Genomic DNA, 22,807 nt, shown 5'->3' on the forward strand with positions numbered 1-22,807 from the left:
GGTCCGGGAGCCGCCGATCCTGGGCGGTATGACGTCGTCGACGCCCGTGGTCACGCGCGACCTGCCGGTCACCGTCTCCTTCACCCGCCGCGCCGACCCGGCGCACACCCGGGAGATGACCGCCTGGATCCGCGCCGGGCTGGCGATGGCCGAGTCGTTCCCCGGCTTCCTGGGCGCGGGGTGGGTGCGCCCGCGCGGCGGCTCGGACGAGTGGCACATGCTCTGCCGGTTCGCCGACCACGAGGCGCTCGAGGCGTGGGAGGCCTCGGCGGAGCGCGCCTGGTGGCTGCGGTCGGCCGAGGGGCTGGCCGAGGTCACCCGCACCGAGCGGCGGACCGGCATCGAGGGCTGGTTCGACCAGCCCGCCAGCGCCGAGGTGGTGACCCCGCCGGGGCCGGCCGCGCCGCCGCGCTGGAAGCAGGCGGCGACGATCTGGCTGGTCTTCTACCCGCTCAACCTGCTGAACACGGTGACCCTCGGCGTGTGGCTGGCCGACCTGCACGTGGCCCTGCGGGTCGCCGTCGTCACCCTGACGCTGACCCCGCTGATGACCTACCTGCTGCTGCCCTGGATCACCCGGCGGCTGCAGTGGTGGCTCGCCGGCCGGTCCTGGCGCGACCGGCGCGGCTGAGCCCGGTCCCGCTCCGGCGGCGCCGGGACGGATAACCGGACGACGGGCCAGCGGCGGGCTGCCACCCTGCCGGTGTGGACGTCCCGGCCCTGCTCGTCGCGCTGCCCGCCTTCCTGGGCGCCGTGCTGCTCATCGCGGCGACGCCCGGGCCCGCGTTCACCCTCATCGTGCGCCGCGCCGCGGTCCGGGGTGCGGGCGCCGCGGTGCCCACGGTGCTCGGGGTCGAGGCGGGGCTGTTCGTCTGGGCGTTGCTGGCCGGTGCCGGGATCGCGGCCGCCGTGGCGGCGTCGGAGCTGGCCTACCTCGTGCTGCGCGTCGTCGGCGCGGGCGTGCTGCTGTGGCTGGGCGGCCGCGCGCTGTGGCGGGCCTGGCACGGCGGGCCCGGCGCGGACGGCGGGGGAGGGGAGCGGCCCGCTGCGGGGAGCCGGCGGCGGGCGTTCGGCGAGGGTCTGCTGGTCCAGCTGGCCAACCCGAAGCTGGCGGTCTTCATGATCGCGTTCTATCCGCAGTTCGTGCCCGCCGGCAGCAACCCGCTGGCCACCGCGGTGCTGCTCGGGGTGCTGCAGGTCGTCGTCGAGACCGGCCTGTACCTGGGACTGGCCGCCGGCGTGGGGCGGGCGGGGGCCTGGTTCCGCCGGCCACGGGTGAGCCGCGGACTGGACGCGGCCGCCGGCACGGTCCTGGTCGGGCTGGGCGTCCGGATGGCCGCCTCCCGCTGAGGGTCCGCGCGCGCCCACACCCAGGCGGACCTCGGTGTGCACCTCACCCTGACGTCCGTTATCCCCAACTTGTTGCCACCACCATGACAAACGACGACGAACACGGCAAGAGCGGGGGAGGAGCTGCCCGCTGCACGGCATCGGTTCAGGTCATCGGGAACTCAGCGAACTCGCCCAGGGTGGAGTGCGGCGGGCCGGCGCCGTCGGCCCCGGTCGTCGACCCCTGAGGAACGAGACAGGCGACGCCGTAGCGCCCGGGCTCAGCCAGTCGCACGAACGCGGTCTCGGAGGTACCGGGCGGAGCCAAGGCGCTGCCGAGCGGGGTCACCGAGGCCCGCATCCGGTTCTCGGGCAGGGCCAGCACGTCGGCCCACGGGAGGCGCACGTGGTCGTCGATCCGGAAGACGGCGACCTCGTGGGGCTCGGTGCCGTCGTTGGTGGAGGTCAGTCCGACGACGCCGGTCGGCAGGCTCGCGGCGAGCCCGTCGTACCGGTGGTCCGTGCCGCTGATCTCGAGGTGGGCGTAGCCGCACTCGGCGAGCATGTACTCGTCCATCGCGGCGTCGGCCGCGTGGAACTCCGCCCGGGCGAAACGTCGTCGGCGAGCTCCGCCGTCGCGGTCTCCTCGGCGCGGGTCAGCAGCGGGTCCACGGTGGCGCCGGAGTCCTCCAGGGCTGCTCGGACCTGCGCGGCGGTCGCGGCGTCGGGGATCGGCGGGACCGCCGCGGACGTCGCCTCGATGTCGACGTCCGCCTCGCAGAACGCGGCGGGGTCGGCGACCTCCGGGGCACTCGACGCCGTCGATCCCGCAGTCGCGGGCTCACTGCCGTCGTCGGAGCCGCACCCGGGCGCGGCGAGCCCCACGGCGACGGCGACGCCCGCGTCATGGGTCCTCCTGGCGAGACCCGGCGCGTCGGCACGGCTGCAGCACGGCGTGGCGGACACCTCCTGGCGGAGCGGCCGCGGTAGGAACTGACGCCGCCCATACCTGTTGCCTGTCGCCGAAGGCACCGTGTCCCGTTATCCCTAACAAGCTTTCGATTCTTCATGCGCAGGACGAGAACCCACGGTTGTCGCACGGTCATCAGGCGGACGAGCTCGCCGTCCGGGTCACGGACGGGGGCCACCCGCCGGCCCGCGGCACGTCGTTCGGCGGGCCGTGCACCGCGCCGCCGGGCTCGGTGACGCGGGGGAGGGCGGCGTCGACGTGGCGGGTCGCCAGGACGAGCTGCACGGTGCTCGGCACGGGACCTCCTCGGGACGGGAGCAGGGGAGCCCGTGCGAGGAGCCGGGGACTCAGCGGTGGTCCGGCCGGTTGCGCAGGCCCTCGCCGAGCAGCACGAAGGCGGCCACCGCCACGACCAGGACGACGCTCGGGCCGATCAGGGCGTGCGGCGCGCGGGAGGCCGTCTCGCCGCCCTGCTGCAGCAGGATGCCCCAGGACTCGATGGGCCGCCGCAGGCCGACACCGGCGAAGGTCAGGATCGCCTCGGCCGAGATGAGCACCCCGGCGTAGGCGCTGGCGAAGACCACCAGCGGGCGGGCGGCGTTGGGCAGCACGTGCCGGTACAGCAGCCGCAGCGGTCCGGTGCCGAGGGCGCGCGCCGCGGTGACGTAGTCGAGGGCCAGCACCTGGCGGGTGCTGGCCCGCACCACCCGCACCATGGGCGGCCAGCTGAACGCCGCGAGGACGATGACGACCTGCGGGACCCCGCGCTGGTCGGTGGCGCTGAGCAGGATGACGCCGCCCAGGACGAGCGGGATGCCCGACCAGACGTCGGTGACCCGGGAGACCAGGCCGTCGGCCAGCCCGCCGACGTACCCGGCGACGGTGCCGAGGACCACCGCGGCCAGGCCGGCGATGAGCACCACGGCGACGGCGAGGCCCAGTGACGTCCGGGCGCCGTAGGCCACCTTGGCGGCCAGGTCGCAGCCGAAGACGTCGAAGCCGAGCGGATGGGCCCAGGACGGCGGCAGCAGGGAGTCGGCGAGGTCGCACGAGCGGGGGTCGGCGCGGGTGAACGCACCGGGGACGAGCGCCATGGCGCCCAGCAGCGCCACGAGCACCCCGCCGACGACGAGCGGGGCGTTGCGAGGTCGCCGTCCGGTCGTCGGGGGCGCGGGCGGGGAGGAGGACGACGGCACCCGCGGAGTCTGACCGAGCGGAGTCGCGCCGTCGACCGTGGTGATCACGATCGGGCGGGCATGTCGCAGGATGTCGGGTGTGCTCGCCTTCACCGTCCGCCGGTTGGTGCAGACGCTGCTGAGTCTCTGGGCGGCGGTGACCCTGGTCTTCATCGCCGTGACGCAACTGCCCGGGGACCCGGTGCGTGCCCTGTTCGGCTTCGAGCCACCCCCGCCGCAGCTCTACGCCCGCATCCGCACCGAGTTCCGCCTCGACGAGCCGGTCCTGGTCCAGTACGTCCTCTACCTGCGCGACCTGGTGACCGGCGACTGGGGGCGCGGCCTGCCCCGGCTCAGCGGGGACGACGTGGTGGCCGGGCCGGCGGTGCTCGACGTCATCGCCGCGGCCGCGCCGGTGAGCGCGGTCCTGCTCGTCGGCGCGATCGTCGTGCAGCTCGTGGTGGGGGTGGTCGCCGGGGCGCTGGCCACGGGCGGGCGGTGGACCGGCACGGGGGTGTACGTCGTGGCCATGGTGCTGGTCGGCACCCCGGTGGTCGTGGCGGCGTACCTGCTGCGGTTCGTGTTCGTCTCGGAGCTGCGCTGGGCGCCGTTCAACGGCCTGTCCGGGGACCCGGCGGCCTACGTGCTGCCGGTCCTCGCGCTGGCGGCGCTGTCGACCGGGTACGTGGCGCTCATCTCCCGCGCCGAGGTGGGGGACACCCTGCGGGCGCCCTTCGTGCTCGCCGCGCGCGGACGCGGGCTGCCGGTCCGGCGGGTGGTCGGGGTGCACGCGCTGCGCCCGTCGCTGACCCCGGTGGTGACCTTCGTGGCCGCCAACCTCGGCCAGCTGTTCGTCGGGCTGATCGTCGTCGAGGGGGTGTTCGTCATGCCCGGCGTGGGCGCGGCGATCCTCGGGGCGATCGAGGGACGGGACCGGGCGATGCTGGTCGGGTTGACCACGGTGGTGATCGCCGCGGTCATCGTGGCCAACGCGGTCGCCGACATCGCCGCGGCGGCGCTGGACCCGCGGGTACGGCTGCAGCCGGTCAGGTGACGGTCAGGGGGAGCCGGTGGAGCCGGGTCCTCTCCAGGCTAGTTGACATAATGTGCATTATCGGCGTGGAGGATCCGTGGTCGGCGGCCCAGGTGGACGCCGAGATCCGGGCTCGTCAGACGCGTAGGCCCGCAATGCATCCGCGGTGTCGACCCGCGGTGTCCTGCGCGGCATCTCGTCGGCGCCGCGTCGTCGACGAGATGCCCCACGACGTGTCCGTCCGCGACGTCGATGGCGACCCCGGGCTCGTCCGGCCCGCCGTGGCGTCCCGGCCGCTCCGTGGACCTGCCGGCCCGCCGTCCGCCCGTCCCGGTCGCCCGGCGCCCGACCCGGCCCCTCCGGACCGCCGCCGGCGTCATCGCTCGCAATCGTCGCACTGCCGGACGGCCGGTGGTCACCACTCCCCGGGCCCCGCCACACCACCGTCAATGCGTCACGGTGACGTTAGTCGGGTGGGAACGCCCGTTCGACGGGCGGTGCACCCGGGGGCTGCTTAGGGTCGGTGCATGGAACTCCGACGCCCGATCGCCGCACTGATGACCGCGTTGGCGCTGTTCGGAGGCGGCGCCACGGTCACCGGCTGCAACGCGGCCGGGCAGGACCAGAACGACGGCACCACCGACGACAGCGAGAACACCAGCGGCAACGACCCGTCCGAGGACTCCCAGGACAACCTGCCGGACAACAGCAACGAGGACCAGGGCAACCCCGAGGACCAGGACGACGACACGCAGGACCCGGACTGACCGGCCGCGCCTGACCGGCCGTGGGCGGCGGCTCAGCCGGCGCGCTCGGTGACCCAGAGCCGGTCGAGCCGGCCGGTGGAGAGCAGCAGGTCGGCCAGGGACTGCTCGAGCTCGGCCTTGGTGTGCCGCTCGCCGAGCAGGGTCTGCACGTCCTCGAGGGCGCAGCGGAGCTGGAACAGCCGGTCCTGCAGACCGTCGAGGTCGGCGCGCTTGACGAGGACGACGTCGTCGGACAGGCCCGCTTTGGTCGTCGCCGAGCGCTGCTCGTAGGCGCGCTGCCGGCAGGCCTGGCCGCAGTACAGCCGGGGACGCCCGACCGAGCCGGCCTGGGGCAGCACCCGCCGGCACCAGCCGCAGCGGCGGTCACCGCCACTCCCCTGCCCCGTCGTGTGCTCCGCCGCGGGACGCCCCGGGTCGCGCTCCGCCGTCGTCGTCCTGACCGCCTTCCGGACCGTGCGCGCGGCCGAGCCGCGGACCTGCTGTTCTGCCACGGTCGGGACGCTAGACGGCACCACCGACAGTCCCGCGTGACACGCCCGGGGGACACTCGGGAAGCAGCCCGACGGCGTGTCGGACGCCCGCACTAGCGTGTCGCCCGTGCCCTCCGCCCGGTTCGCCTACCTCGACGGACCGACGCCCCTGGCGATGGCCCACCGCGGCGGCGCGATCGAGCACCTGGAGAACACCATGCCGGCCTTCGAGGCCTGCGTGGCGATGGGCTACCGGTACCTCGAGACCGACGTCCGGGTGACCGCCGACGGGGTCCTGGTCGTCTTCCACGACCCGACGCTCGACCGCATCACCGACCGCACCGGCCGCATCGAGCACCTGCCGTGGGCCGAGGTCGCCACCGCCCGCATCGGCGGCCGCGAGCCGGTGCTGCGGCTGGAGGAGCTGCTGGACGCCTGGCCCGACGTGCGGTTCAACCTCGACATCAAGGCCGCCGGCGTGCTGGCGCCCCTGGCGCGCACGGTGCACCGGATGGGCGTGCACGACCGCATCTGCCTGGGCTCGTTCTCCGACGCCCGGGTGGCGGCCGCGCGGCGGGTGTTCGGGCCCTCGGTGTGCACCTCGCTGGGTCCCCGCGGCGTGGCCGCGCTGCGGCTGTCGTCGTACTCCCCGCGGGCGGCCGGGCTGGTGCGGATGCAGGCCGGGTGCGCGCAGGTGCCGCTGCAGCTGGGCGGGCGGGCGCTGGTCGACGAGCGGTTCGTCGCCGCCGCGCACGCCCGCGGCCTGCAGGTGCACGTCTGGACCGTCGACACCGCCGAGGAGGCGACGGCGATGCTCGACCTGGGCGTCGACGGGATCATGACCGACCGCCCGGCCATGCTCAAGGAGGTCCTCGAGGCCCGCGGCGAGTGGGTGCCGCGCTGAGCGGGTGGGCACAGCGGCTGCGCGGCTGGCGCCCGCCGGCGCCGCCGCTGCCCGACCACCTCGAGCCGGTCCTGCGGGACACCGACCCCGAGTGGTTCGCCCGGGAGCTGGCGATCGCCGCGGCGCCGCCCTGGCGGGTCTGGCTGTTCCTGCTGCGCCGCCTCGGCCGGCTGGTGGAGCTCTTCGGCCGGATCGAGACCACCGGCACGATCCCCGAGGAGCTGCGCCGCGGGCCGCTGCTGCTGGCCGCCAACCACGTCGGCGACTTCGACCCGCTGGTCGTCGCCGTGGCGCTGCACCGGCTCGGGGTGACCCCGCGTTTCATGGCCACCGGCGGGATCGTCACCGCACCGGTCGCCGGTCCGCTGCTCGAGCGCGCCGGCGGCATCCGGGTCGACCGCGGCACCTCGCCGGCCCGGCACGCGGTGCGGGTGACCGAGGTGGCGCTGGTGCACGGCGGGCACGTCGTCGCCTATCCCGAGGGCCGCGTCGGCCTGGCCCCCGACGGCTGGCCCGAGCGCGGCCGCACCGGCATGGCACGGCTGGCCCTCGGGGTGCGGGTGCCGGTGATCCCGGTCAGCCAGTGGGGCGCCCAGGAGGTGCTGCAGTACGGCAACGACCTGGGCAAGCTGCGCACCCTGGCGCGGTCGCTGGTGCGGCGGCCGGTGCTGCGGGTGCACGTCGGGCCGCCGGTGCACCTCGACGACCTCGAGGTGGGCCGGGTGGGCGACGCCCACCGGGCCCGGATGCGCATCGCCGCGGCGATCACCCGGGGCCTGGTGCCGTTGCGGGCGGCTGCCCGGCCGCTGCCCCCCGACCCGACCCGGCCGACGACGGGCGCCGCGGCGTTCCCCGGCGGGGTCGTGCCCGACGACGTCCCCTGACCGGACATCCCGTGACGGGCCGGTGCTGGAGTTGCCGGGCGGCGTTTGGCACCCTGCGCCGGTGACCGCTCCCGACGTCGACGCCTCGCCCGGGCCCGTCGACCCCGCGCTGCGCCGCGAGCGCTTCGGCTGGTACTCCTACGACTGGGCGATGTCGGTGTTCAACACCAGCGTCACCACGGTCTTCCTGGGCCCGTACCTGACCAGCGTGGCCGAGGACGCCGCCGGCGCCGACGGCCGGCTGCCCTTACTGGGGCTGTCGATCCCCCCGGGCAGCTGGTTCTCCTACGTGCTGTCGTTCTCGGTGATCCTGCAGGTGCTCGTGCTGCCGCTCACCGGCGCGGTCGCCGACCGCACCGGGCGCAAGCGGCAGCTGCTCGGCGGGCTGGCCGGCCTGGGCGCGGTGGCCGCGACCTGCCTGTTCTTCGTCGCCGACGGGCGCTACCTGCTGGGCGCGGCGCTGTTCGTCGTGGCCAACGTCGCCTTCGGCGCGGCCACGGTCGTCTACTACTCGTGGCTGCCCGACCTCGCCGCACCCGACGAGCGCGACGCCGTCTCCAGCCGCGGCTGGGCCTTCGGCTACGTCGGCGGGGCGCTGCTGCTCGCCGTCCACCTGGGGCTGTTCCTGGGCGCGGGGTCGCTGGGGCTCACCGAGGGCGAGGCGGTGCGCATCTGCCTGGCCACGGCGGGCCTGTGGTGGGGGCTGTTCACGCTGGTCACCGTCTCCCTGCTACGCGACCGCCCGCCGGGCGCCGGGCACGGCACCACCACCAGCGGGTTCCGGCAGCTGTGGGCGACGCTGAAGGGGATGCGGGCGTTCCCGCTGACGCTGTGGTTCCTCGGCGCGTACCTGCTGTTCAACGACGGCGTGCAGACGGTGATCTCGCTGAGCGCCACCTACGCCAGCGAGGAGCTGGGGCTGTCGCAGTCGGTGCTCACCGGCGCGATCCTCATGGTGCAGGTGGTCGCCGTGTTCGGCGCGCTCGGGCTGGGCCGGGTGGCCGCCCGCTACGGCGCCAAGCGCACCGTGCTGGGCTGCCTGGTGGCCTGGACGGCGGTGCTGGTGGCGGCGTACTGGCTGCAGGAGGGCGCGGTCGCGCAGTTCTACGCGCTGGCGGCCGTCATCGGGCTGGTGCAGGGCGGCACCCAGGCGCTGTCCCGGTCGCTGTTCAGCCACCTCATCCCGGCCGGCCGGGAGGCGGAGTACTACAGCTTCTACGAGATCAGCGACCGCGGGACCAGCTGGCTCGGGCCGCTGCTGTTCGGCCTGACCTACCAGCTCACCGGCTCCTACCGGTACGCGATCATCAGCCTGCTGGTGTTCTTCGTCGCCGGGTTCCTGCTGCTGGCCCGCCTGCCGATGCGGCGGGCGGTCGTGGCCGCCGGCAACACCCCGCCCGAGCGGCTGTGAGCGGTCCGGCCGCCGTGCCGGCGTCGGTCCCGGCCGCCGGGGACCGCCGGCGCGCTCCCGCCCCGGCGCACCTGCGCTTCTTCCACGGCCCGATGGACTGCGGCAAGTCCACGCTGGCGCTGCAGGTCGACCACAACCAGAGCCGGCAGGGCCGCTCGGGGCTGCTGCTGACCCAGGGGGACCGGTCGGCGCGGCCGCAGATCAGCTCCCGGGTCGGCCTGGCGCACGACGCCGTGGAGGTCGACGCCGGCACCGACCTGATCCTGCTGGTGCGCAGCCTGTGGGCCGGGGGCCGGCGGGTGGACTACCTGATCGTCGACGAGGCGCAGTTCCTCACCCCGGCGCAGGTCGACCAGCTCGCCGAACTCGTCGACGCCTCGCACGTCGACGTCTACGCCTTCGGGCTGACCACCGACTTCCGCGCCCGGCTGTTCCCCGGCACCCAGCGGCTGCTGGAGGTGGCCGACGACGTGCAGCGGATCCAGGTCGAGGTGCTGTGCTGGTGCGGCGCGCCGGGGCTGCTCAACGCCCGGGTGGTCGACGGGCAGATGGTGCGCGAGGGCGCCACCGTCGTCGTCGCCGACACCGCGCCCACCCCGGTGCCCGAGGCCGACCCCACGCCCGGCCCGGAGGTGCACTACCAGGTGCTCTGCCGGCGGCACCACGTGCTCGGGCAGCTCGGCCCGACGGCGGCCGGCCCCGGCCAGCTCGAGCTGCCCTGACCCCTCCCCGAGCGGCGCCGCTCCCCCGTCCGGGGGGCGATGCGCGCCCCCAATACCACTCCATGCGATGATGGGGAACCGACTCAGCGGAATCTATCCGCGAAATCCGTCGTTGGTCTCCTTGACTCCCCGCGCGGTGGGTACTGCCTGCTGCGACGAGGACACCTGACCGACACCACCAGCACGAGAGGACGGTGTGCCATGGGCGAGCGTTCCCTGCGGGGCAGCCGACTGGGCAGCGTCAGCTACGAGACCGAGCGGAACACCGCTCCGATCGAGCGCCAGTACGTCGAGTACAAGTGCCCCTCGGGCCACCAGTTCACCGTGCCGTTCGCCGACGACGCCGAGGTGCCCGACACCTGGGAGTGCAAGTTCGACGGCTCCGCGGCCAAGCTGGTCGGCGGCGCCGAGCCGGCTCCCAAGAAGGTCAAGCCGCCGCGGACCCACTGGGACATGCTCCTGGAGCGCCGCTCCGTCGAGGACCTCGAGGAGGTCCTGGCCGAGCGCCTCGAGGTGCTGCGCGGCCGGCGGACCCGCGCCAGCTGACGCACTCCCCGCACGACGCGGAACGGCCCCGGTGGGACACCCCACCGGGGCCGTTCCGCGTCCGCGGCCGGTCCTGGCCGGTCCTGGCTGGGCATGGCTGGATGCAGCACACCTCCGGGCCCGGGAGTCGTGCTCTGCCCCCACCTGGGAGCAGACCACGACCGCGCGCGGGACCGGTGCCGGTCAGACCGTCCGGCGGCCGGTGTCGGACGGCTCCGCGTCGACCGGGTCGCCGGCGACCTCCCCCTCGATCACCCGCACCGGGCCGCCCGGGCGCGGGAAGCTCGCGCCGGGCACCCGGGCGCTCCGCACCCGCACCGGGCCGGCGGGACGCAGTCCCAGCCGCGCCGCCACCCCGCGGCCGACCGCGGCCCGCACCAGCGGCCGGGTGACCGGCAGCAGGCACAGCAGCCCGACGACGTCGCCGAGGAAGCCGGGCAGCACCATCAGCGCCCCGCCGACGGCGACCAGGCCGGCGTCGGAGGCGGCCCGGCCCGGCGGCCGGTTCGCCCGTGCGCGCTCGGCCAGTTCGCGCAGCGCCCGCGTGCCCTGCCGGGCCAGCAGCGCCCAGCCCAGCACGGTGGTGGCCAGCGCGGCCAGCACCGTCGCACCCACCCCGATCCAGCCGGCCACCAGCACGAACACGGCGACCTCGGCGAGGGCCCACAGCCCCACCAGCACCCGCACCCGGCGTCCCACCCGGTGCCCCACGGCTCGTCCTCCGGCCTGTCCCACGGCTCTCCCCGGTCCGGCCTCGCGGGCGGCCCGGGTCCGCCTACCGGACCTCGCTGGACCGCCCGCCGTCGCGGACCCGTCCCGGCACGGCGCGGGGGACCCGGCCCGGCAGCCGGTCGGCCAGCCGGTCCTGCAGGCCCCACCACGTGACCCGCACCAACGCCTCTTCAACGATCGAGGCGGTCATCTTGCTCCGGCCGAACTCGCGTTCGCTGAAGGTGATCGGCACCTCCACCACCCGGGCGCCGGCTCGCACCGCTCGCCAGGCCCAGTCGACCTGGAAGCAGTAGCCCTGGCTGGCCACCTCGTCGAAGGGCAGCCGGTCGACCAGCTCCCCGCGGACGGCGCGGAACCCCCCGGTGGCGTCGGCCAGCGGCAGCCGCAGCGCCCAGCGGGTGTAGAGGTTGCCCACCCGCGACAGCAGCAGCCGCCGGCGTGGCCAGTCCTCCACCCGCCCACCGGGCACCCACCGCGAGCCCAGCACCAGGTCGGCGTCGTCGAGGGCGGCCAGCAGCAGCGGCAGCTGCTCGGGGTGGTGGGAGCCGTCGGCGTCCATCTCGACCAGCACGTCGTAGCCGTGCGCGCGGCCCCAGCGGAACCCCGCGACGTAGGCCGGGCCCAGGCCGGACTTCTCGGTGCGCCGCAGCACGTGCACCCGCCCGTCCTGGGCGGCGAGCTTCTCGGCCAGCTCGCCGGTGCCGTCGGGTGAGCCGTCGTCGACCACGAGCGCGTGTGCCGTGGGCACCGCGGCGTGCAGCCGGTCGAGGACGGGTTCGAGGTTCTCCACCTCGTCGTAGGTGGGGATGACCACCAGCACCCGCGGGGCGCTCACCGGCCGCTCCGGCGGGCGCGCAGCGCGGGGACGGCGACGGCGAGCAGCGCGCCGGCGCCGAGGGCGGCCAGTGTCCACTCGGGGGCGGCGCCGAGGCGCTGGGCGACCGTGGTGGAGTCGCGCTGGGCGACCTCCTCGACGAACACCGCGGGGGTGAACAGCTCCGAGCGGCGGACCAGCATCCCGTCGGGGGCCACGACCGCGGAGATGCCGCTGGTGGCCGCCACGACGACGGTGCGGCCGAACTCCACGGCCCGCAGCCGGCTGGCGGCCAGTTGCTGCTCGCTCTCGTCGGTGTAGCCGAAGGTGGCGTTGTTGGTCTGCACGACGAGCATGCCCGCCCCGGCCTCCACGGTGTCGGCGACGAGGGAGTCGTAGACCACCTCGAAGCAGATGACGTCGCCGACCCGCGCGCCGGCCATGTCCAGGACGCCGACCTCGGTGCCGTGCACGAAGTCGCGGCGGACCAGGTCGACCTTGTCGCTGAAGAAGCGGAAGAACGCCCGCGCGGGCACGTACTCGGCCAGCGGCACCGGGTGCCGCTTGACGTAGGTCTGGCCCGGCCCGGTCTCGGGGTCCCACACGATGCCGGTGTTGGACAGGTACTCCCCCGGGCCCTGCACCACCGCGCCGACCAGCACCGGCGCGTCGACGGCCTCGGCGGCCCGGCTGATCTGCGCGGCGGCGTCGGCGTTGGTGTAGGGGTCGATGTCGGAGCTGTTCTCCGGCCAGACCACCAGGTCGGGCTGCGCGGCGTCCCCGGCCGCGACCGCGTCGGCCAGCTCCAGGGTGCGCTGCACGTGGTTGTCCAGCACCGCCCGTCGGCGGGCGTTGAACTCCAGGCCCGCCTCGGGGACGTCGCCCTGGACGACCGCGACGGTGCGCGTGGGGCCGCCCGCGGTCAGCGAGGGGCCGGGCAGGGGCAGCCAGGCGGCCGCGCCGAGCAGGGGCACCGCGGCCATCCCGGCCAGCGCCGCGGCCGCCGTGCGGACCGCCGGCCCCCGCCGGCCGGGATCCCCGGGACGCCGGGCGCGGGCCAGGGCGAGCACCGCCGCGGCCAGCAGCGTGCCGGTCAGGGCCACGGCGAAGGAGACCAGCGGGACCCCGCCGTAGGCGGCCAGCGCCAGCAGCGGCCCGTCGGTCTGGCTGGTGCCGAGCCGCCCCCAGGGGAACCCGCCGAGCGGGACGCGGCCGCGCAGCGCCTCGTCGGCCACCCACAGCGCCGCGGTCCACAGCGGCCACAGCCGCAGCCGGGACACCGCCGCGGTCGCCGCGCCCAGGGCGGACAGGAAGAGGGCCTGGGAGACGGCCAGGGCAAGCCAGGGGAACGCGCCGACGTAGATGCCGGTCCACGACAGCAGCGGCACGAAGAAGGCCAGCCCGCAGACCAGGCCCAGCCAGGCGCCGACCCGGGCCCGCTGCCCGTGCACGGCCAGGGCCAGCGCGGCGGGGCCGAGCACCGCGAGCGGGAGCAGCGACCAGCCGGGGAAGGCGAGCAGCATCGCCGCCCCGCCCACCGCGGCCAGCACCGTGCGCCCGAGCAGCGCCCACCGGGCCGGTCCCCGGCACGGACGGCCGGGGCGCTCGGCGGCGCCGGCGTCGAGCGTGCCCGCCGGGGCTGCTGGTGGCACCGCTGACCTCCCCGCGACGTCGTGCCGCGGACGCACGGCCCGGGCCCCGGCTGGACGCCCGCGGGCGGCCGCGGGCGCGGACCACGGCGTGATCCGCCGACCAGCATCCCATCCCGCCGGGCCGGACCGGCCGCGCGACCGGCGGCGTCCCCCGCGGATGCGGTCACCGCAGCCCCGGGGGTCACCCGCTACAGCGACAGCACCTCCCCGGCCACCACCAGGGCGGTGCAGCCGGGCCGGGCGCGCTCGGCGAGCACGGCCGACAGCCCGGTGTCCGTGGCCCACAGGGCCAGGTCGGCCGGGGCGCCGACCGCGAGCGGCCCGGCCGGGGTCTCGGCCCGGACCGCGTGCCAGCCGCCGTGGGTGGCCGCGTCGAGGGCGTCGAAGGGGCGCAGGCCCGCACCGGGCGTGGAGTGGTCGACCGCGGCGTGCACGCCGCCCCACGGGTCCATCGGCGTCACCGGTGCGTCGCTGCCCAACGCCAGCGCGACCCCGGCGTCGGCCAGGTCGGCGAACGGGTTGGTCGCCCGGGCCCGGTCGACGCCGAGGCGCTCGGCGTACATGCCGGCGTCCCCGCCCCAGGCCGCGTCGAAGGCGGGCTGCACGCTGGCGACCATCCCCCAGTCCCGCATCCGCCCGATCGCCTCGGCACCGGGCATCTCGACGTGCTCGAGCCGGTGCCGGCAGGCGCGCACGGCGGGCAGCCCGAGCTCGGCGACCACCGCGCCGACGGCGTCGAGCACCTGGTCGACGGCGGCGTCGCCGATGACGTGGAAGCCGGCCTGCACGCCCGCCGCGGTGCAGGCCCGCACGTGGTCGACCAGCTGCGCGGGCTCGAAGCGCAGCGCCCCGGCGGTGGCGGGCCGGTCCCGGTAGGGAAGGCGCAGCGCCGCGGTGTGCGAGCCGAGGGCGCCGTCGCAGAACAGGTCCCCGCCGGCGCCGGCCAGGCCGAGCTCGCGCACCACCTCGAGCCCGCCGCGCTCGGCGAGCTCGCCCCAGTAGCCGACCACCCGCGGTCCGGGCCGGTCGGTGGCCAGCGCGAGCAGCGCGCGCAGGTCCTCGGCGCTGGACACCTCCGGCCCGGCCATCTCGTGCAGGCTGCCGATGCCCAGCCGGGCGGCCTCGGTCAGCGTCGCGGCCTGCGCGGCGGCCCGCTGCGGCGCCGTCACCGCGCCGTAGGCGGCCTGCCGGGCGGCGTGGTGGGCGTCCAGGCGCAGCTGCCCGTCGGCGGAGAAGCCGGGCAGGTCGCCGATGCCGGGCACCCGGTCCAGCAGGGCGGTCGACACCGTCGCGGAGTGCACGTCGACCCGCGCCAGGTACGCCGGGCGGTCGCCGACGACGGCGTCGAGGTCGGCGCGGGTCAGGCCGCGGCCCTCCGGCCAGCCGGTCTCGTCCCAGCCGGTGCCCAGCAGGATCCCCGGCGGCGTGCCGGCCACCGCCGCGGCGACGGCGGCGAGCGCGTCGGCGAGGCTCGACCTCGAGTGGAGGTCGAGACCGGTGAGCGCCAGGCCGGTCGCGGTCGCGTGCACGTGGGCGTCGACGAACGCCGGGGTCAGCAGCGCCCCTTGCCCGGCCAGCACCCGGCCGGCCCGCGGCGCCTCCCCAGTCGCGCCCAGCCAGGCGATCCGCCCGTCGACGACGTGCACCGCCCGGCCGGGGCGATCGCCCACGGTGACGTCGGAGACGAGCAGGTCGGCGGCGGTCATGGCGCCGAGCATGACGGCGCCCCGCCGCGGCCCCGCGCCCGGGTGGCGCCGTCGGCTGGCGGCGTCGGCTGCCTCCGTCGGGTGGCCGGGGCCGTCCGGCGGCGGTAGGCAGGACCGGTGCCGGACGGGGACCTGCTCACCCCCCGGCTACGGCTGCGCCCGTGGACCACCTGCCGCGACGACCTGGCCCGGCTCACCGACATCTACGCCCGCCCCGAGGTCACCCGTTGGCTGGGCGGCACCCCGTCGGTGGGACCGGTGGAACTGGTCGGCCGGTGGGCCGAGGTGACCCGCGCCGACTCCCGCTTCGGCTGCTGGGCGGTCGAGGTGCGCGGGCAGCCGCCCCTGGTCGCCGGCACCGTGCTGCTCAAGCCGCTGCCCGACGGCGTCGGCGAGGTGGAGGTCGGCTGGCACCTGCACCCCGACTGCTGGGGCCGCGGCTACGCCACCGAGGCCGCGCGGGCCGTGGTCGAGCGCGCCTTCGGCGCCGGGGTGCCCGAGGTCTACGCCGTCGTGCGGCCCGGCAACGAGGCCTCGCTGGCGGTCTGCCGGCGGCTGGGCATGCAGCCGCTGGGCCGGCTGCGCCGCTGGTACGACGTGGAGCTGGAGGCGTTCCGGCTGATGGCCCCGCCGGTGGTCGACTGACCCCGGCCCCGGGTTACGCCGCCGCGCCGGGGGGCCGGCGCCGGCGCCGGCCGGTCAGCCGGGCCCGCAGCCGCGCCCGGCGCCGCGTGCGCACCCGCTTGCCGGCGGCGTCCTCGACGTCGCGCGCCGCGGCCTCCGCCAGGGTGGGCGCGGTACCGCCGAGGTGGACGGGCAGCCACCACCGGTCCTCGGGGCCGTCCGGCTGCTGGGGGTAGGTGCGCTGGGCCTCGTCGAGCAGGGCCTCCATCGCCGCCCGGGTGCGGGCCAGCAGCGCCACGGGCGTCTCCCCCGGCTCGGGGACGAGCGGCTCGCCGAGCAGCACGGTCACCGCCCGGCCGCGGGTCAGGTCGACCGGCCGCTTCTTGGTGGCCACCCGGTGCCCGCCCCACACCGCGGCCGGGATGATCGGCACGCCCGCGTCGATGGCCATCCGGGCCGCGCCGGCCTTGAGGTCCTTGACCGTGAAGCTCTGGCTGATGGTCGCCTCGGGGAAGACCCCGACCAGCTGGCCGTCCTTGAGCGCCCGGACGGCGGCCTCGAAGGCGGCCGCCCCGGCCGTGCGGTCGACCGGGATGTGCTGCATCGCCCGCATGAACGGCCCGGCGAACCAGTGGCCGAACACCGACGCCTTGGCCATGAAGCGCACCAGCCGGTGCCGGGGCAGCGCGGCCAGCCCCAGGAAGGTGAAGTCGAGGTAGCTGACGTGGTTGCTGCAGATCACCGCCCCGCCCGCGGTGGGCACGTGCTCGGAGCCGCGGACGTCGAAACGCAGCCGCAGCAGCCGGAAGATCACCAGCGTCACCCGGACGACCAGCCGGTAGGGCGCGTCCCGGCGGTCGGGGTGGGACCCGAAGGTGTCGCGCCGGACGACGTCCCGCCAGCTCGCGGTGTACATGGCCGGACGATAGCCCGGTCGCCTGGGAGCCACCTGGTCACGCCCCCAGCGTCCGGTCGACGGCGGCGCGCACGACGGCGGCCAGGTCCCCGGTCTCCCGGTGCACCCGCCGCTGCAGGTCCGCCCCGGTGCCCCGGGCGAGGACCGCGGTGACGCCGTCGGCGACCCGCTCCCGGTCCCCGGCGGCCGCCAGGGCCGGCCCGACGTGCTCGAGCAGCGCCGCGACGACGTCCGCGGCCGGCGCGGGCCGCCCGGTGCGGGGGTGCACCAGGTCCCCGGTGGTCCCCGACCGGCCGGCCCGCCACGCCGCGACCCGCAGCAGCTCCGCCCGCACCGGCGGCACCGGCCGGCCCGCCCGCCACTCCCCCGCCGCGGTGTCGACCAGCGCGCGGACCAGCCCGGCGTGGGTGACCGCGTCCTCCACCCGCAGCGCGACATCGGCCACCCGCACCTCGACCGTCGGCCAGGTCAGCGACAGCCGGGCGTCGAAGTACACCTGGCCGGCGTCGACGATCGTCTCCGTGGCCACCAGGTCGGCGACGGCCCGGTGGTAGCCGGCGGCGTCGCCGAAGGGCTCGGCGGCCCCCGCGGAGGGCCAGCGGTTCCAGGCCTGCGAGCGGTAGCTGGCGTAGCCGCTGTCGGCGCCGAGCCAGAACGGGGAGTTCGCGGTCAGCGCGGTGAGCACCGGCAGCCACACCCGGATCCGGTCGAGGACGGCGACGCCCTCCTCGTCGTCGGCCACGGAGACGTGCACGTGGCAGCCGCAGGTGAGCTGGTCGCGGGCGATGAGGCCGAAGGTCTCCTCCATCGCGCTGTAGCGCTGCCCGGGCGTGGGCGCCGGGTCGACGGCGACCGGGGAGGTGGCGAGCGCCGCCACCCGCGCCCCGACCGCCCGCGCGGCGTCGTCGGCCCGGTCACGCCAGGCGCGCAGCTCCCGGTCGACCTCGTCCAGGCCCGTGCACACCCGGGTGCCCAGCTCCAGCTGCTGCTGCTTGAGCTCGGGCACCAGGTGGCCCCGCGCCCCGTCGTCGGCCGCGTCGTTCTCGCGCTCGTGCTCCTCCGGGGTCTCCCCCTCCCCCCGCCGGGAGGCCACCGCCAACGCCTCGGGCCCGCGCGGCACCGGCCTCCCCGACGGGTCGACGACCAGCAGCTCCTCCTCGACCCCCACCGTGCGCACCGGGACATCGTGGGCGCGCGGCACCCGCGGCGCAGGACGACCGTCCAGGCGGGCCACCGCCGTGATGGGGATCCGCGGCCCCGACTCCAGGAGGACCTCGTGCGTGCTCGATGCCCGCGGCACCTCCGGCGGTGGCGGGGCGGGCCTGCTCGACCAGCTCGCTGACCGCGAGCGCCCTTTTCCCGTCGTCCTCGGTGTGAGTTTGTGGCCTTGTCTGTGGCTTAGTTGTTGTCTTGTTGGGGATAACGGATAGGATGGCGGGGTGAGCAAGACGTGGCAGGGGCCGCTGCCGGAGATGCCGTCGGTGCCCGCGGCGCGCGAGTGGGCCCGGCTGGAGCCGCCCGAGGGCTACGCGGTGCAGTGGCGCCGGCTCGTCGACGCCGCACTGGAACTCGGCCTCGGGCCCGAGGAGCTCGCCACCGGCGGCATGGACGACGTCGCCGCGGCGCGCGGCTGGAAACCGGCCACGGTCACGCTGTACAGCAAGGTCGCCCGCTACGGCGGGGTCCCCCTGCCCACGCCGCCCACTCCCGAGCCCGATCCCCGCACGCTCGACCTCCGGCCGCTGACCGAGGTACGGGGCGAGCAGCCCGAGCACCTGCGCACGGTGGTGTGGTGCGCGATCGCGCTGCACTGGCCGGCGCCGGTGGGCACCTTCCGCGACCTGCGCCGCGACCAGGTCCACCCCACGAGCCGGCGGCTGCTGGTGCGGACCGACGACGGCGAGTGGGCGGTCCCGGGGGCGCTGACCGCGTGGCACGCCTGGGAGACCGTCCGCAACCGGTTCCCGGCGCTGGCGGCCAGCCCGTGGGTACTGCCGGCACTGCGCCGCGGGCCGGGCTTCACCTCGGAGGTCGGCGGGCGGCTGTCCAGCCAGGCGCTGCAGGTGACCTTCACCAAGCACGCCGTCCGCACCGCGCTGCACCTGCGGGGCACCACCGCCGGGCGGCGCAGGCAGCAGGCCGAGGCGCTGGCGGCGGTCTACGAGACGCTGTCCTACGACTCCTACCGCCGGCTGGCGCTGGCGGCCGGCGCCGAGCCCGTCGCCCCCCGGGGCGCGGTCCGCGCCGAGCGCGCCGCGCGGGCCAACCGCGGGGCCGGCGCGCCCGCCCCAGCGGGCCGCTGACCCCTCCCCTCCCCCGCCGGACCGCCCGTCAGAGCAGGGCCAGCTGCCCGGGGACGGCCTCGTCGCGGGCCGCGGGGCGGGTCCTCCCCCGGCGGCCGGTCACCGGCCGGTCGTCCCGCGGCGGCGGCAGGCTCCCGGCCGGGAACGAGGCCTCGTCGTCGCCGGGCACCCCCGACGGCGGCTGGCCCTCCCGCGCCTGTCCGCCCGTGTGGCGGTCGAGGCCGTGCCGGCGCAGCAGCGGCGCGATCCGCTCGGCCAGCCACGAGCGGTACTCCGGCGGTACGTAGGCCCCACCCCGGTAGAGCTGCCGGTACCGCGGCACCAGCGCCGGGTGCTCGCGCGCCAGCCAGGCGGAGAACCACTCCCGGGCGCCCGGGCGCAGGTGCAGCGGCACGACGGTGACCCCGGTGGCGCCGGCGGCCGCGATCGCCTCCAGGGCGGCGTCGAGGTCGGCGAGCCGGTCGGTGAGGCCCGGCAGCACCGGCGCCAGGAAGACCCCGCACGGCAGGCCGGCGTCGATGACCGCGCGGACCAGGTCGAGCCGGGCCCGCGGCGAGGGCACGCCCGGCTCGAGGGAGGCGTGCAGCTCGTCGTCCCAGATGCCCAGCGACACCCCGAAGCCCACCGGCACGTCGCGGGCGGCGCCGGCCAGCAACGGGAGGTCGCGGCGGGCCAGCGTCCCCTTGGTGAGGATCGAGAACGGCGTGCCCGAGTCGGCCAGCGCCCGGATGACGCCGGGCATGAGCCGGTAGCGGCCCTCGGCGCGCTGGTAGGGGTCGGTGTTGGTGCCCAGCGCCACGTGCTCGCGGCGCCACGACGGCCGGGCCAGCTCCCGCCGCAGCACCTCGACCAGGTTGGTCTTGACCACGATCTGGGTGTCGAAGTCGTGGCCGCTGTCGAGCTCCAGCCACTCGTGCGACGAGCGGGCATAGCAGTAGATGCACCGGTGGAGGCAGCCCCGGTACGGGTTGATCGTGTAGGCGAACGGCATCCGCGAGCCCTCGGGGACCTTGTTCAGCGCCGACCGGGACAGCACCTCGTGCAGCGTCACACCCGGGAACTCGGGCACCTGCACGCTGCGCAGCAGCCCACGGGCGCTGGGCATGCCCGGGAGCAGCGTCCCGTCGTCGGCGTCCAGCCGTTGCCCGTCCCAGCGCACCCCGGCATGCGAACACACGTTCGATCGGATGTCCAGTCGACGCCGTGTCACTTTCGCTGTTGGGTCGTGTCGTCGGCTTCTTGCCGATTCTGAATTAGGGATAACGGTCAAGGGCACGACGGCGTCGAGCAGGCCGACGGCCGACTCACCTCACGTCGTCCGCCTGGGATCCGCCGCCGCGGGTGAGCAGGACGACCCCGACGACGGCCAGCAGCCCGGCCGGACCCCACACCGTCGCGTGACCGGGCTCGAGGTGCTCCCCCAGCAGCAGCCGTGCCGCCGGCACCGCGGCCAGCGGGTCGAACACCACCAGCGCGGGCAGCGACCAGCTCAGCGACCCGCGCCCGTAGGCCTGCTGGGCGCCCAGCTGGGAGACCACCGACGCCACGACGGCGCCCCACGGCTCGGGCCGGAGGAGCGCGGCGGCCGGCCCGTCGGCCGACAGCACGCCGAGCGCCGCCGAGACCAGCACCGCGGCCACGCCGGCGGCCAGGCCGCCGGTGACGCCGCAGGCCAGCGCGGCGCCCCGGCCCGGGCCGAGCCGGGCGGTGAGCGCGACGGCCAGCGTGACCACCACGACGGCGGCCACCGAGGTCCACGCGGGCGGCGGCCCGCCGGCCACCGCGCGGCCCGGGCGGGCCGCCACGACGAACACCGCCAGCCCGCCCACGGTGAGCAGGGCGCCCAGCCACTCCCTCCCGGACGGGGACCGCCGCGTGCGCTCCGCGCGCACCCCGAGGGCGGCCACCAGCTGGCCCGCGAGCAGCGGCTGCACCAGCGCCACCGGGGCCAGCGCGAGCGCGGCGACCTGGGCCCCGGTGCCGCTCGTGGTGGCCGCCTGGCCCAGCACCCAGGTGCGCTGCCGGACCAGCGCCCGCAGGCGCAGCCGCCCGCCGGCCGCGGCCCGGGCGGCCGCCTCGTGCTGCAGCACCGAGCCCAGCCCGAACAGCAGCGCGGCGACCAGGGCGAGCAGCGTGCCGGGCAGGTGCTCGCCGACCCCGCGGGCCACGCCGAGATCGGACACCCGGTCCTCCGGACTCAGACGGGAGGGCGGTCCTCGTAGAAGGTCGACAGGACCACGGTGGTCCGGGTGCTCACGTTGGCCGTCGTCCGGATCTCGCGCAGCAGGGCCTCGAGCGCCTCCGGCGAGGCCACCCGCACCTTGAGCAGGTAGCTCTCCACCCCGGCCACCGAGTAGCAGGCCTCGATCGCGTCCAGGTGCACCAGCTTCCCCGGGGCGTCGTCGGCCCGCGCCTGGTCCAGCGGCGTGATCGACACGAAGGCGGTCAACCCCAGCCCGACCCGGCGGGCGTCGACCGCGGCGCGGTAGCCGGTGATCAGCCCGCGCTGCTCGAGCCGGCGCACCCGCTGGTGGACCGCCGACACCGACAGCCCGACCCGTTCGGCTAGCTCGGTGTAGCTCGCCCGCCCGTCGCGGGCCAGCGCGGCCAGCAGCGCCCGGTCGACGTCGGGCGCGGCGGGGTGCTCCCCGCCCGGCTCAGCCGGGGAGGACGCCGAGCGCACGGGGGCCCCGGTTGAGGACGCGCACGCCCTCGTCGGTGCAGACGACGATGTCCTCGATGCGGGCGCCGGCGCGGCCGGCGAGGTAGATGCCCGGCTCGACGGAGAAGGCCATGCCCGCCTCCAGCGGCAGGTCGTTGCCCGCCACGATGTAGGGCGCCTCGTGGGTGTCCAGCCCGATGCCGTGCCCGGTGCGGTGGATGAAGTGCTCGCCCCACCCGGCCGCGGTGATCCGGTCGCGGGCGACGGCGTCGACCTGCTCGGCGGTCACGCCGGGCCGGACGGCGGCCACGGTTGCCTCCTGCGCGTCCTGCAGCACGCCGTACCACTCGGCGACCTCGGCCGGGGGCGCCGCGCCGACGACGTAGGTGCGGGTGCAGTCCGAGCGGTAGCCGGTGGCCGTCTCCCCGCCGATGTCGACGACGACGACGTCGCCGGCCTGCACCACCCGGTCGGAGAGCTCGTGGTGCGGGCTGGCGCCGTTGGGCCCGGAGCCGACGATGGTGAAGTCCACGCCCACGTGCCCCTCGGCGAGGATCGCCGCGGCGATGTCGGCGCCCACCTCGGCCTCGGTGCGGCCCACCCGCAGCCACTCGGCCATCCGCGCGTGCACCCGGTCGATCGCCGCGCCGGCGGCGGCCAGCTCCTCGACCTCGGCCGGCGTCTTGACCATGCGCAGCCGGTCGAGCACCGGCGTCGCCAGCTCCAGCACCGAGCCGGGCAGCGCGCGGTGCACCCCGAGGGCGTGCTCGGCCCAGGTGCGGGCGCCGACGGCGACCCGGGTGGGTGCGCTGCCCAGCCGGGCGGTCACCTCGCGGGCGACGACGGCGAACGGGTCGTCGGTCTCGTCCCAGGCGACCAGGTCCAGGCCCAGCGCGCCGGCCGGGCTGGCGTCGACCATCGGGGCCTCCAGCCGCGGCACCACCAGCAGCGGCTCACCGCGGCACGGCACGACCAGCGCGGTTAGCCGCTCCATCGCGTGCGCGTGGTAGCCGCACAGGTAGCGCAGGTCCGACCCCGGGGTGAGGACCAGGACGTCCGCGCCGACCTCCGCGGCCACGGCGCGCGCGGCGTACACGCGGTCGGTGCTGACGAGGGCCCCCGTGCTGTCTGCCACGCCCGGACACTAACCCCGGGCACCGACCGCTCCCCCGCCGGTTTCCCCGGCC

General features: G+C 76.5%; 25 protein-coding genes. 11 read left to right on the forward strand and 14 right to left on the reverse strand.

What is annotated here, in order from left to right; all coding sequences use genetic code 11:
- Positions 1-28 precede the first annotated feature (28 nt).
- Together ACI79V_RS12900 and ACI79V_RS12905 are read left to right on the forward strand one after the other, a co-directional pair.
- Positions 29-631, forward strand: coding sequence for an antibiotic biosynthesis monooxygenase (locus tag ACI79V_RS12900; protein WP_456889818.1), 603 nt, complete (start codon positions 29-31; stop codon positions 629-631).
- Positions 632-705: 74 nt separating this feature from the next.
- Positions 706-1,350, forward strand: a complete 645-nt coding sequence (locus ACI79V_RS12905; RefSeq protein WP_456889821.1) for a LysE family translocator — start codon at positions 706-708, stop codon at positions 1,348-1,350.
- A 145-nt stretch (positions 1,351-1,495) separates the two neighbouring features.
- Here the strand turns inward: ACI79V_RS12905 and ACI79V_RS12910 are convergent, their stop codons facing one another.
- From ACI79V_RS12910 to ACI79V_RS12920, 3 genes are all read right to left on the reverse strand, one after another.
- The gene (locus tag ACI79V_RS12910; protein ID WP_456889824.1) at positions 1,496-1,906 is read right to left on the reverse strand and encodes a hypothetical protein; all 411 of its coding nucleotides are present in this window, start codon (positions 1,904-1,906) and stop codon (positions 1,496-1,498) included.
- A 528-nt stretch (positions 1,907-2,434) separates the two neighbouring features.
- Positions 2,435-2,596, reverse strand: coding sequence for a hypothetical protein (locus tag ACI79V_RS12915; protein WP_456889827.1), 162 nt, complete (start codon positions 2,594-2,596; stop codon positions 2,435-2,437).
- A gap of 50 nt (positions 2,597-2,646) precedes the next feature.
- A complete protein-coding gene (locus ACI79V_RS12920) occupies positions 2,647-3,495 on the reverse strand; it encodes an ABC transporter permease (RefSeq protein ID WP_456889830.1) in 849 nt (282 codons plus the stop codon).
- A 79-nt stretch (positions 3,496-3,574) separates the two neighbouring features.
- Here ACI79V_RS12920 and ACI79V_RS12925 point away from each other — a divergent pair, with 79 nt between their 5' ends.
- On the forward strand, positions 3,575-4,528 hold the full coding sequence (locus tag ACI79V_RS12925) for an ABC transporter permease (protein WP_456889833.1): 954 nt from the start codon (positions 3,575-3,577) through the stop codon (positions 4,526-4,528).
- A 506-nt stretch (positions 4,529-5,034) separates the two neighbouring features.
- Positions 5,035-5,274, forward strand: a complete 240-nt coding sequence (locus ACI79V_RS12930; protein WP_456873239.1) for a hypothetical protein — start codon at positions 5,035-5,037, stop codon at positions 5,272-5,274.
- Between the two features lie 32 nt (positions 5,275-5,306).
- Here the strand turns inward: ACI79V_RS12930 and ACI79V_RS12935 are convergent, their stop codons facing one another.
- Entirely contained in the window at positions 5,307-5,765 is a 459-nt protein-coding gene (locus ACI79V_RS12935) for a hypothetical protein (protein ID WP_456889835.1), read from the reverse strand.
- A 106-nt stretch (positions 5,766-5,871) separates the two neighbouring features.
- On the opposite strand from ACI79V_RS12935, the gene ACI79V_RS12940 reads away from it, so the two are divergent.
- From ACI79V_RS12940 to ACI79V_RS12960, 5 genes are all read left to right on the forward strand, one after another.
- Entirely contained in the window at positions 5,872-6,648 is a 777-nt protein-coding gene (locus ACI79V_RS12940; protein ID WP_456889836.1) for a glycerophosphodiester phosphodiesterase, read from the forward strand.
- Entirely contained in the window at positions 6,633-7,532 is a 900-nt protein-coding gene (locus ACI79V_RS12945; protein ID WP_456889838.1) for a lysophospholipid acyltransferase family protein, read from the forward strand. The genes ACI79V_RS12940 and ACI79V_RS12945 overlap by 16 nt, the downstream gene beginning before the upstream one ends.
- Before the next feature lie 61 nt (positions 7,533-7,593).
- Positions 7,594-8,943, forward strand: coding sequence for an MFS transporter (locus ACI79V_RS12950; RefSeq protein ID WP_456889841.1), 1,350 nt, complete (start codon positions 7,594-7,596; stop codon positions 8,941-8,943).
- Positions 8,940-9,665 (forward strand): thymidine kinase, encoded by a 726-nt coding sequence (locus ACI79V_RS12955; RefSeq protein WP_456873243.1) that lies wholly within the window; start codon positions 8,940-8,942, stop codon positions 9,663-9,665. The genes ACI79V_RS12950 and ACI79V_RS12955 overlap by 4 nt, the downstream gene beginning before the upstream one ends.
- Before the next feature lie 201 nt (positions 9,666-9,866).
- Positions 9,867-10,211: an RNA polymerase-binding protein RbpA gene (locus ACI79V_RS12960; protein WP_456873244.1), complete on the forward strand. Its 345-nt coding sequence runs from the start codon at positions 9,867-9,869 to the stop codon at positions 10,209-10,211.
- Between the two features lie 183 nt (positions 10,212-10,394).
- Here the strand turns inward: ACI79V_RS12960 and ACI79V_RS12965 are convergent, their stop codons facing one another.
- From ACI79V_RS12965 to ACI79V_RS12980, 4 genes are all read right to left on the reverse strand, one after another.
- A complete protein-coding gene (locus tag ACI79V_RS12965; protein ID WP_456889843.1) occupies positions 10,395-10,922 on the reverse strand; it encodes an FxsA family protein in 528 nt (175 codons plus the stop codon).
- Positions 10,923-10,986: 64 nt separating this feature from the next.
- The gene (locus ACI79V_RS12970) at positions 10,987-11,778 is read right to left on the reverse strand and encodes a polyprenol monophosphomannose synthase (protein WP_456873246.1); all 792 of its coding nucleotides are present in this window, start codon (positions 11,776-11,778) and stop codon (positions 10,987-10,989) included.
- On the reverse strand, positions 11,775-13,409 hold the full coding sequence (gene lnt / locus ACI79V_RS12975; protein ID WP_456889845.1) for an apolipoprotein N-acyltransferase: 1,635 nt from the start codon (positions 13,407-13,409) through the stop codon (positions 11,775-11,777). Before lnt ends, ACI79V_RS12970 begins: the two co-directional genes overlap by 4 nt.
- A 188-nt stretch (positions 13,410-13,597) precedes the next feature.
- The gene (locus ACI79V_RS12980) at positions 13,598-15,115 is read right to left on the reverse strand and encodes an amidohydrolase (protein WP_456889847.1); all 1,518 of its coding nucleotides are present in this window, start codon (positions 15,113-15,115) and stop codon (positions 13,598-13,600) included.
- 117 nt (positions 15,116-15,232) lie between these two features.
- Between ACI79V_RS12980 and ACI79V_RS12985 the strand changes: the two genes are divergently transcribed.
- Positions 15,233-15,760, forward strand: coding sequence for a GNAT family N-acetyltransferase (locus ACI79V_RS12985; RefSeq protein WP_456889849.1), 528 nt, complete (start codon positions 15,233-15,235; stop codon positions 15,758-15,760).
- A 13-nt stretch (positions 15,761-15,773) separates the two neighbouring features.
- On the opposite strand, the gene ACI79V_RS12990 is transcribed toward ACI79V_RS12985, so the two are convergent.
- Both ACI79V_RS12990 and ACI79V_RS12995 read right to left on the reverse strand, forming a co-directional pair.
- Positions 15,774-16,655 (reverse strand): lysophospholipid acyltransferase family protein, encoded by an 882-nt coding sequence (locus tag ACI79V_RS12990; RefSeq protein WP_456889851.1) that lies wholly within the window; start codon positions 16,653-16,655, stop codon positions 15,774-15,776.
- A gap of 37 nt (positions 16,656-16,692) precedes the next feature.
- Complete coding sequence (locus ACI79V_RS12995; RefSeq protein WP_456889853.1) at positions 16,693-17,832, reverse strand: carboxylate-amine ligase; 1,140 nt, start codon at positions 17,830-17,832, stop codon at positions 16,693-16,695.
- A gap of 262 nt (positions 17,833-18,094) precedes the next feature.
- On the opposite strand from ACI79V_RS12995, the gene ACI79V_RS13000 reads away from it, so the two are divergent.
- The gene (locus ACI79V_RS13000; protein ID WP_456889855.1) at positions 18,095-18,958 is read left to right on the forward strand and encodes a hypothetical protein; all 864 of its coding nucleotides are present in this window, start codon (positions 18,095-18,097) and stop codon (positions 18,956-18,958) included.
- A 28-nt stretch (positions 18,959-18,986) separates the two neighbouring features.
- Here ACI79V_RS13000 and ACI79V_RS13005 read toward each other — a convergent pair whose 3' ends face one another.
- The 4 genes from ACI79V_RS13005 to ACI79V_RS13020 form a co-directional block, all read right to left on the reverse strand.
- Entirely contained in the window at positions 18,987-20,117 is a 1,131-nt protein-coding gene (locus tag ACI79V_RS13005; protein WP_456889857.1) for an Rv2578c family radical SAM protein, read from the reverse strand.
- A 145-nt stretch (positions 20,118-20,262) separates the two neighbouring features.
- The gene (locus tag ACI79V_RS13010) at positions 20,263-21,141 is read right to left on the reverse strand and encodes a DMT family transporter (protein ID WP_456889860.1); all 879 of its coding nucleotides are present in this window, start codon (positions 21,139-21,141) and stop codon (positions 20,263-20,265) included.
- A 14-nt stretch (positions 21,142-21,155) separates the two neighbouring features.
- Positions 21,156-21,641 carry an Lrp/AsnC family transcriptional regulator gene (locus ACI79V_RS13015; RefSeq protein ID WP_456873256.1) on the reverse strand — a complete coding sequence of 162 codons (486 nt, stop codon included), beginning with the start codon at positions 21,639-21,641 and terminating at the stop codon, positions 21,156-21,158.
- Entirely contained in the window at positions 21,616-22,755 is a 1,140-nt protein-coding gene (locus tag ACI79V_RS13020) for a M24 family metallopeptidase (protein ID WP_456889863.1), read from the reverse strand. The genes ACI79V_RS13015 and ACI79V_RS13020 overlap by 26 nt, the downstream gene beginning before the upstream one ends.
- Positions 22,756-22,807 lie beyond the last annotated feature (52 nt).

This window comes from Geodermatophilus sp. SYSU D00700, assembly GCF_054050255.1.

What these genes read in the sequence shown, in the direction of transcription:
- ACI79V_RS12900 (WP_456889818.1), top strand. Translation starts at nt 29, where the DNA reads ATGACGTCGTCGACGCCCGTGGTCACGCGCGACCTGCCGGTCACCGTC.
- ACI79V_RS12910 (WP_456889824.1), bottom strand. Translation starts at nt 1,906, where the DNA reads ATGGACGAGTACATGCTCGCCGAGTGCGGCTACGCCCACCTCGAGATC.
- ACI79V_RS12930 (WP_456873239.1), top strand. Translation starts at nt 5,035, where the DNA reads ATGGAACTCCGACGCCCGATCGCCGCACTGATGACCGCGTTGGCGCTG.
- ACI79V_RS12960 (WP_456873244.1), top strand. Translation starts at nt 9,867, where the DNA reads ATGGGCGAGCGTTCCCTGCGGGGCAGCCGACTGGGCAGCGTCAGCTAC.
- ACI79V_RS12980 (WP_456889847.1), bottom strand. Translation starts at nt 15,115, where the DNA reads ATGACCGCCGCCGACCTGCTCGTCTCCGACGTCACCGTGGGCGATCGC.
- ACI79V_RS12990 (WP_456889851.1), bottom strand. Translation starts at nt 16,655, where the DNA reads ATGTACACCGCGAGCTGGCGGGACGTCGTCCGGCGCGACACCTTCGGG.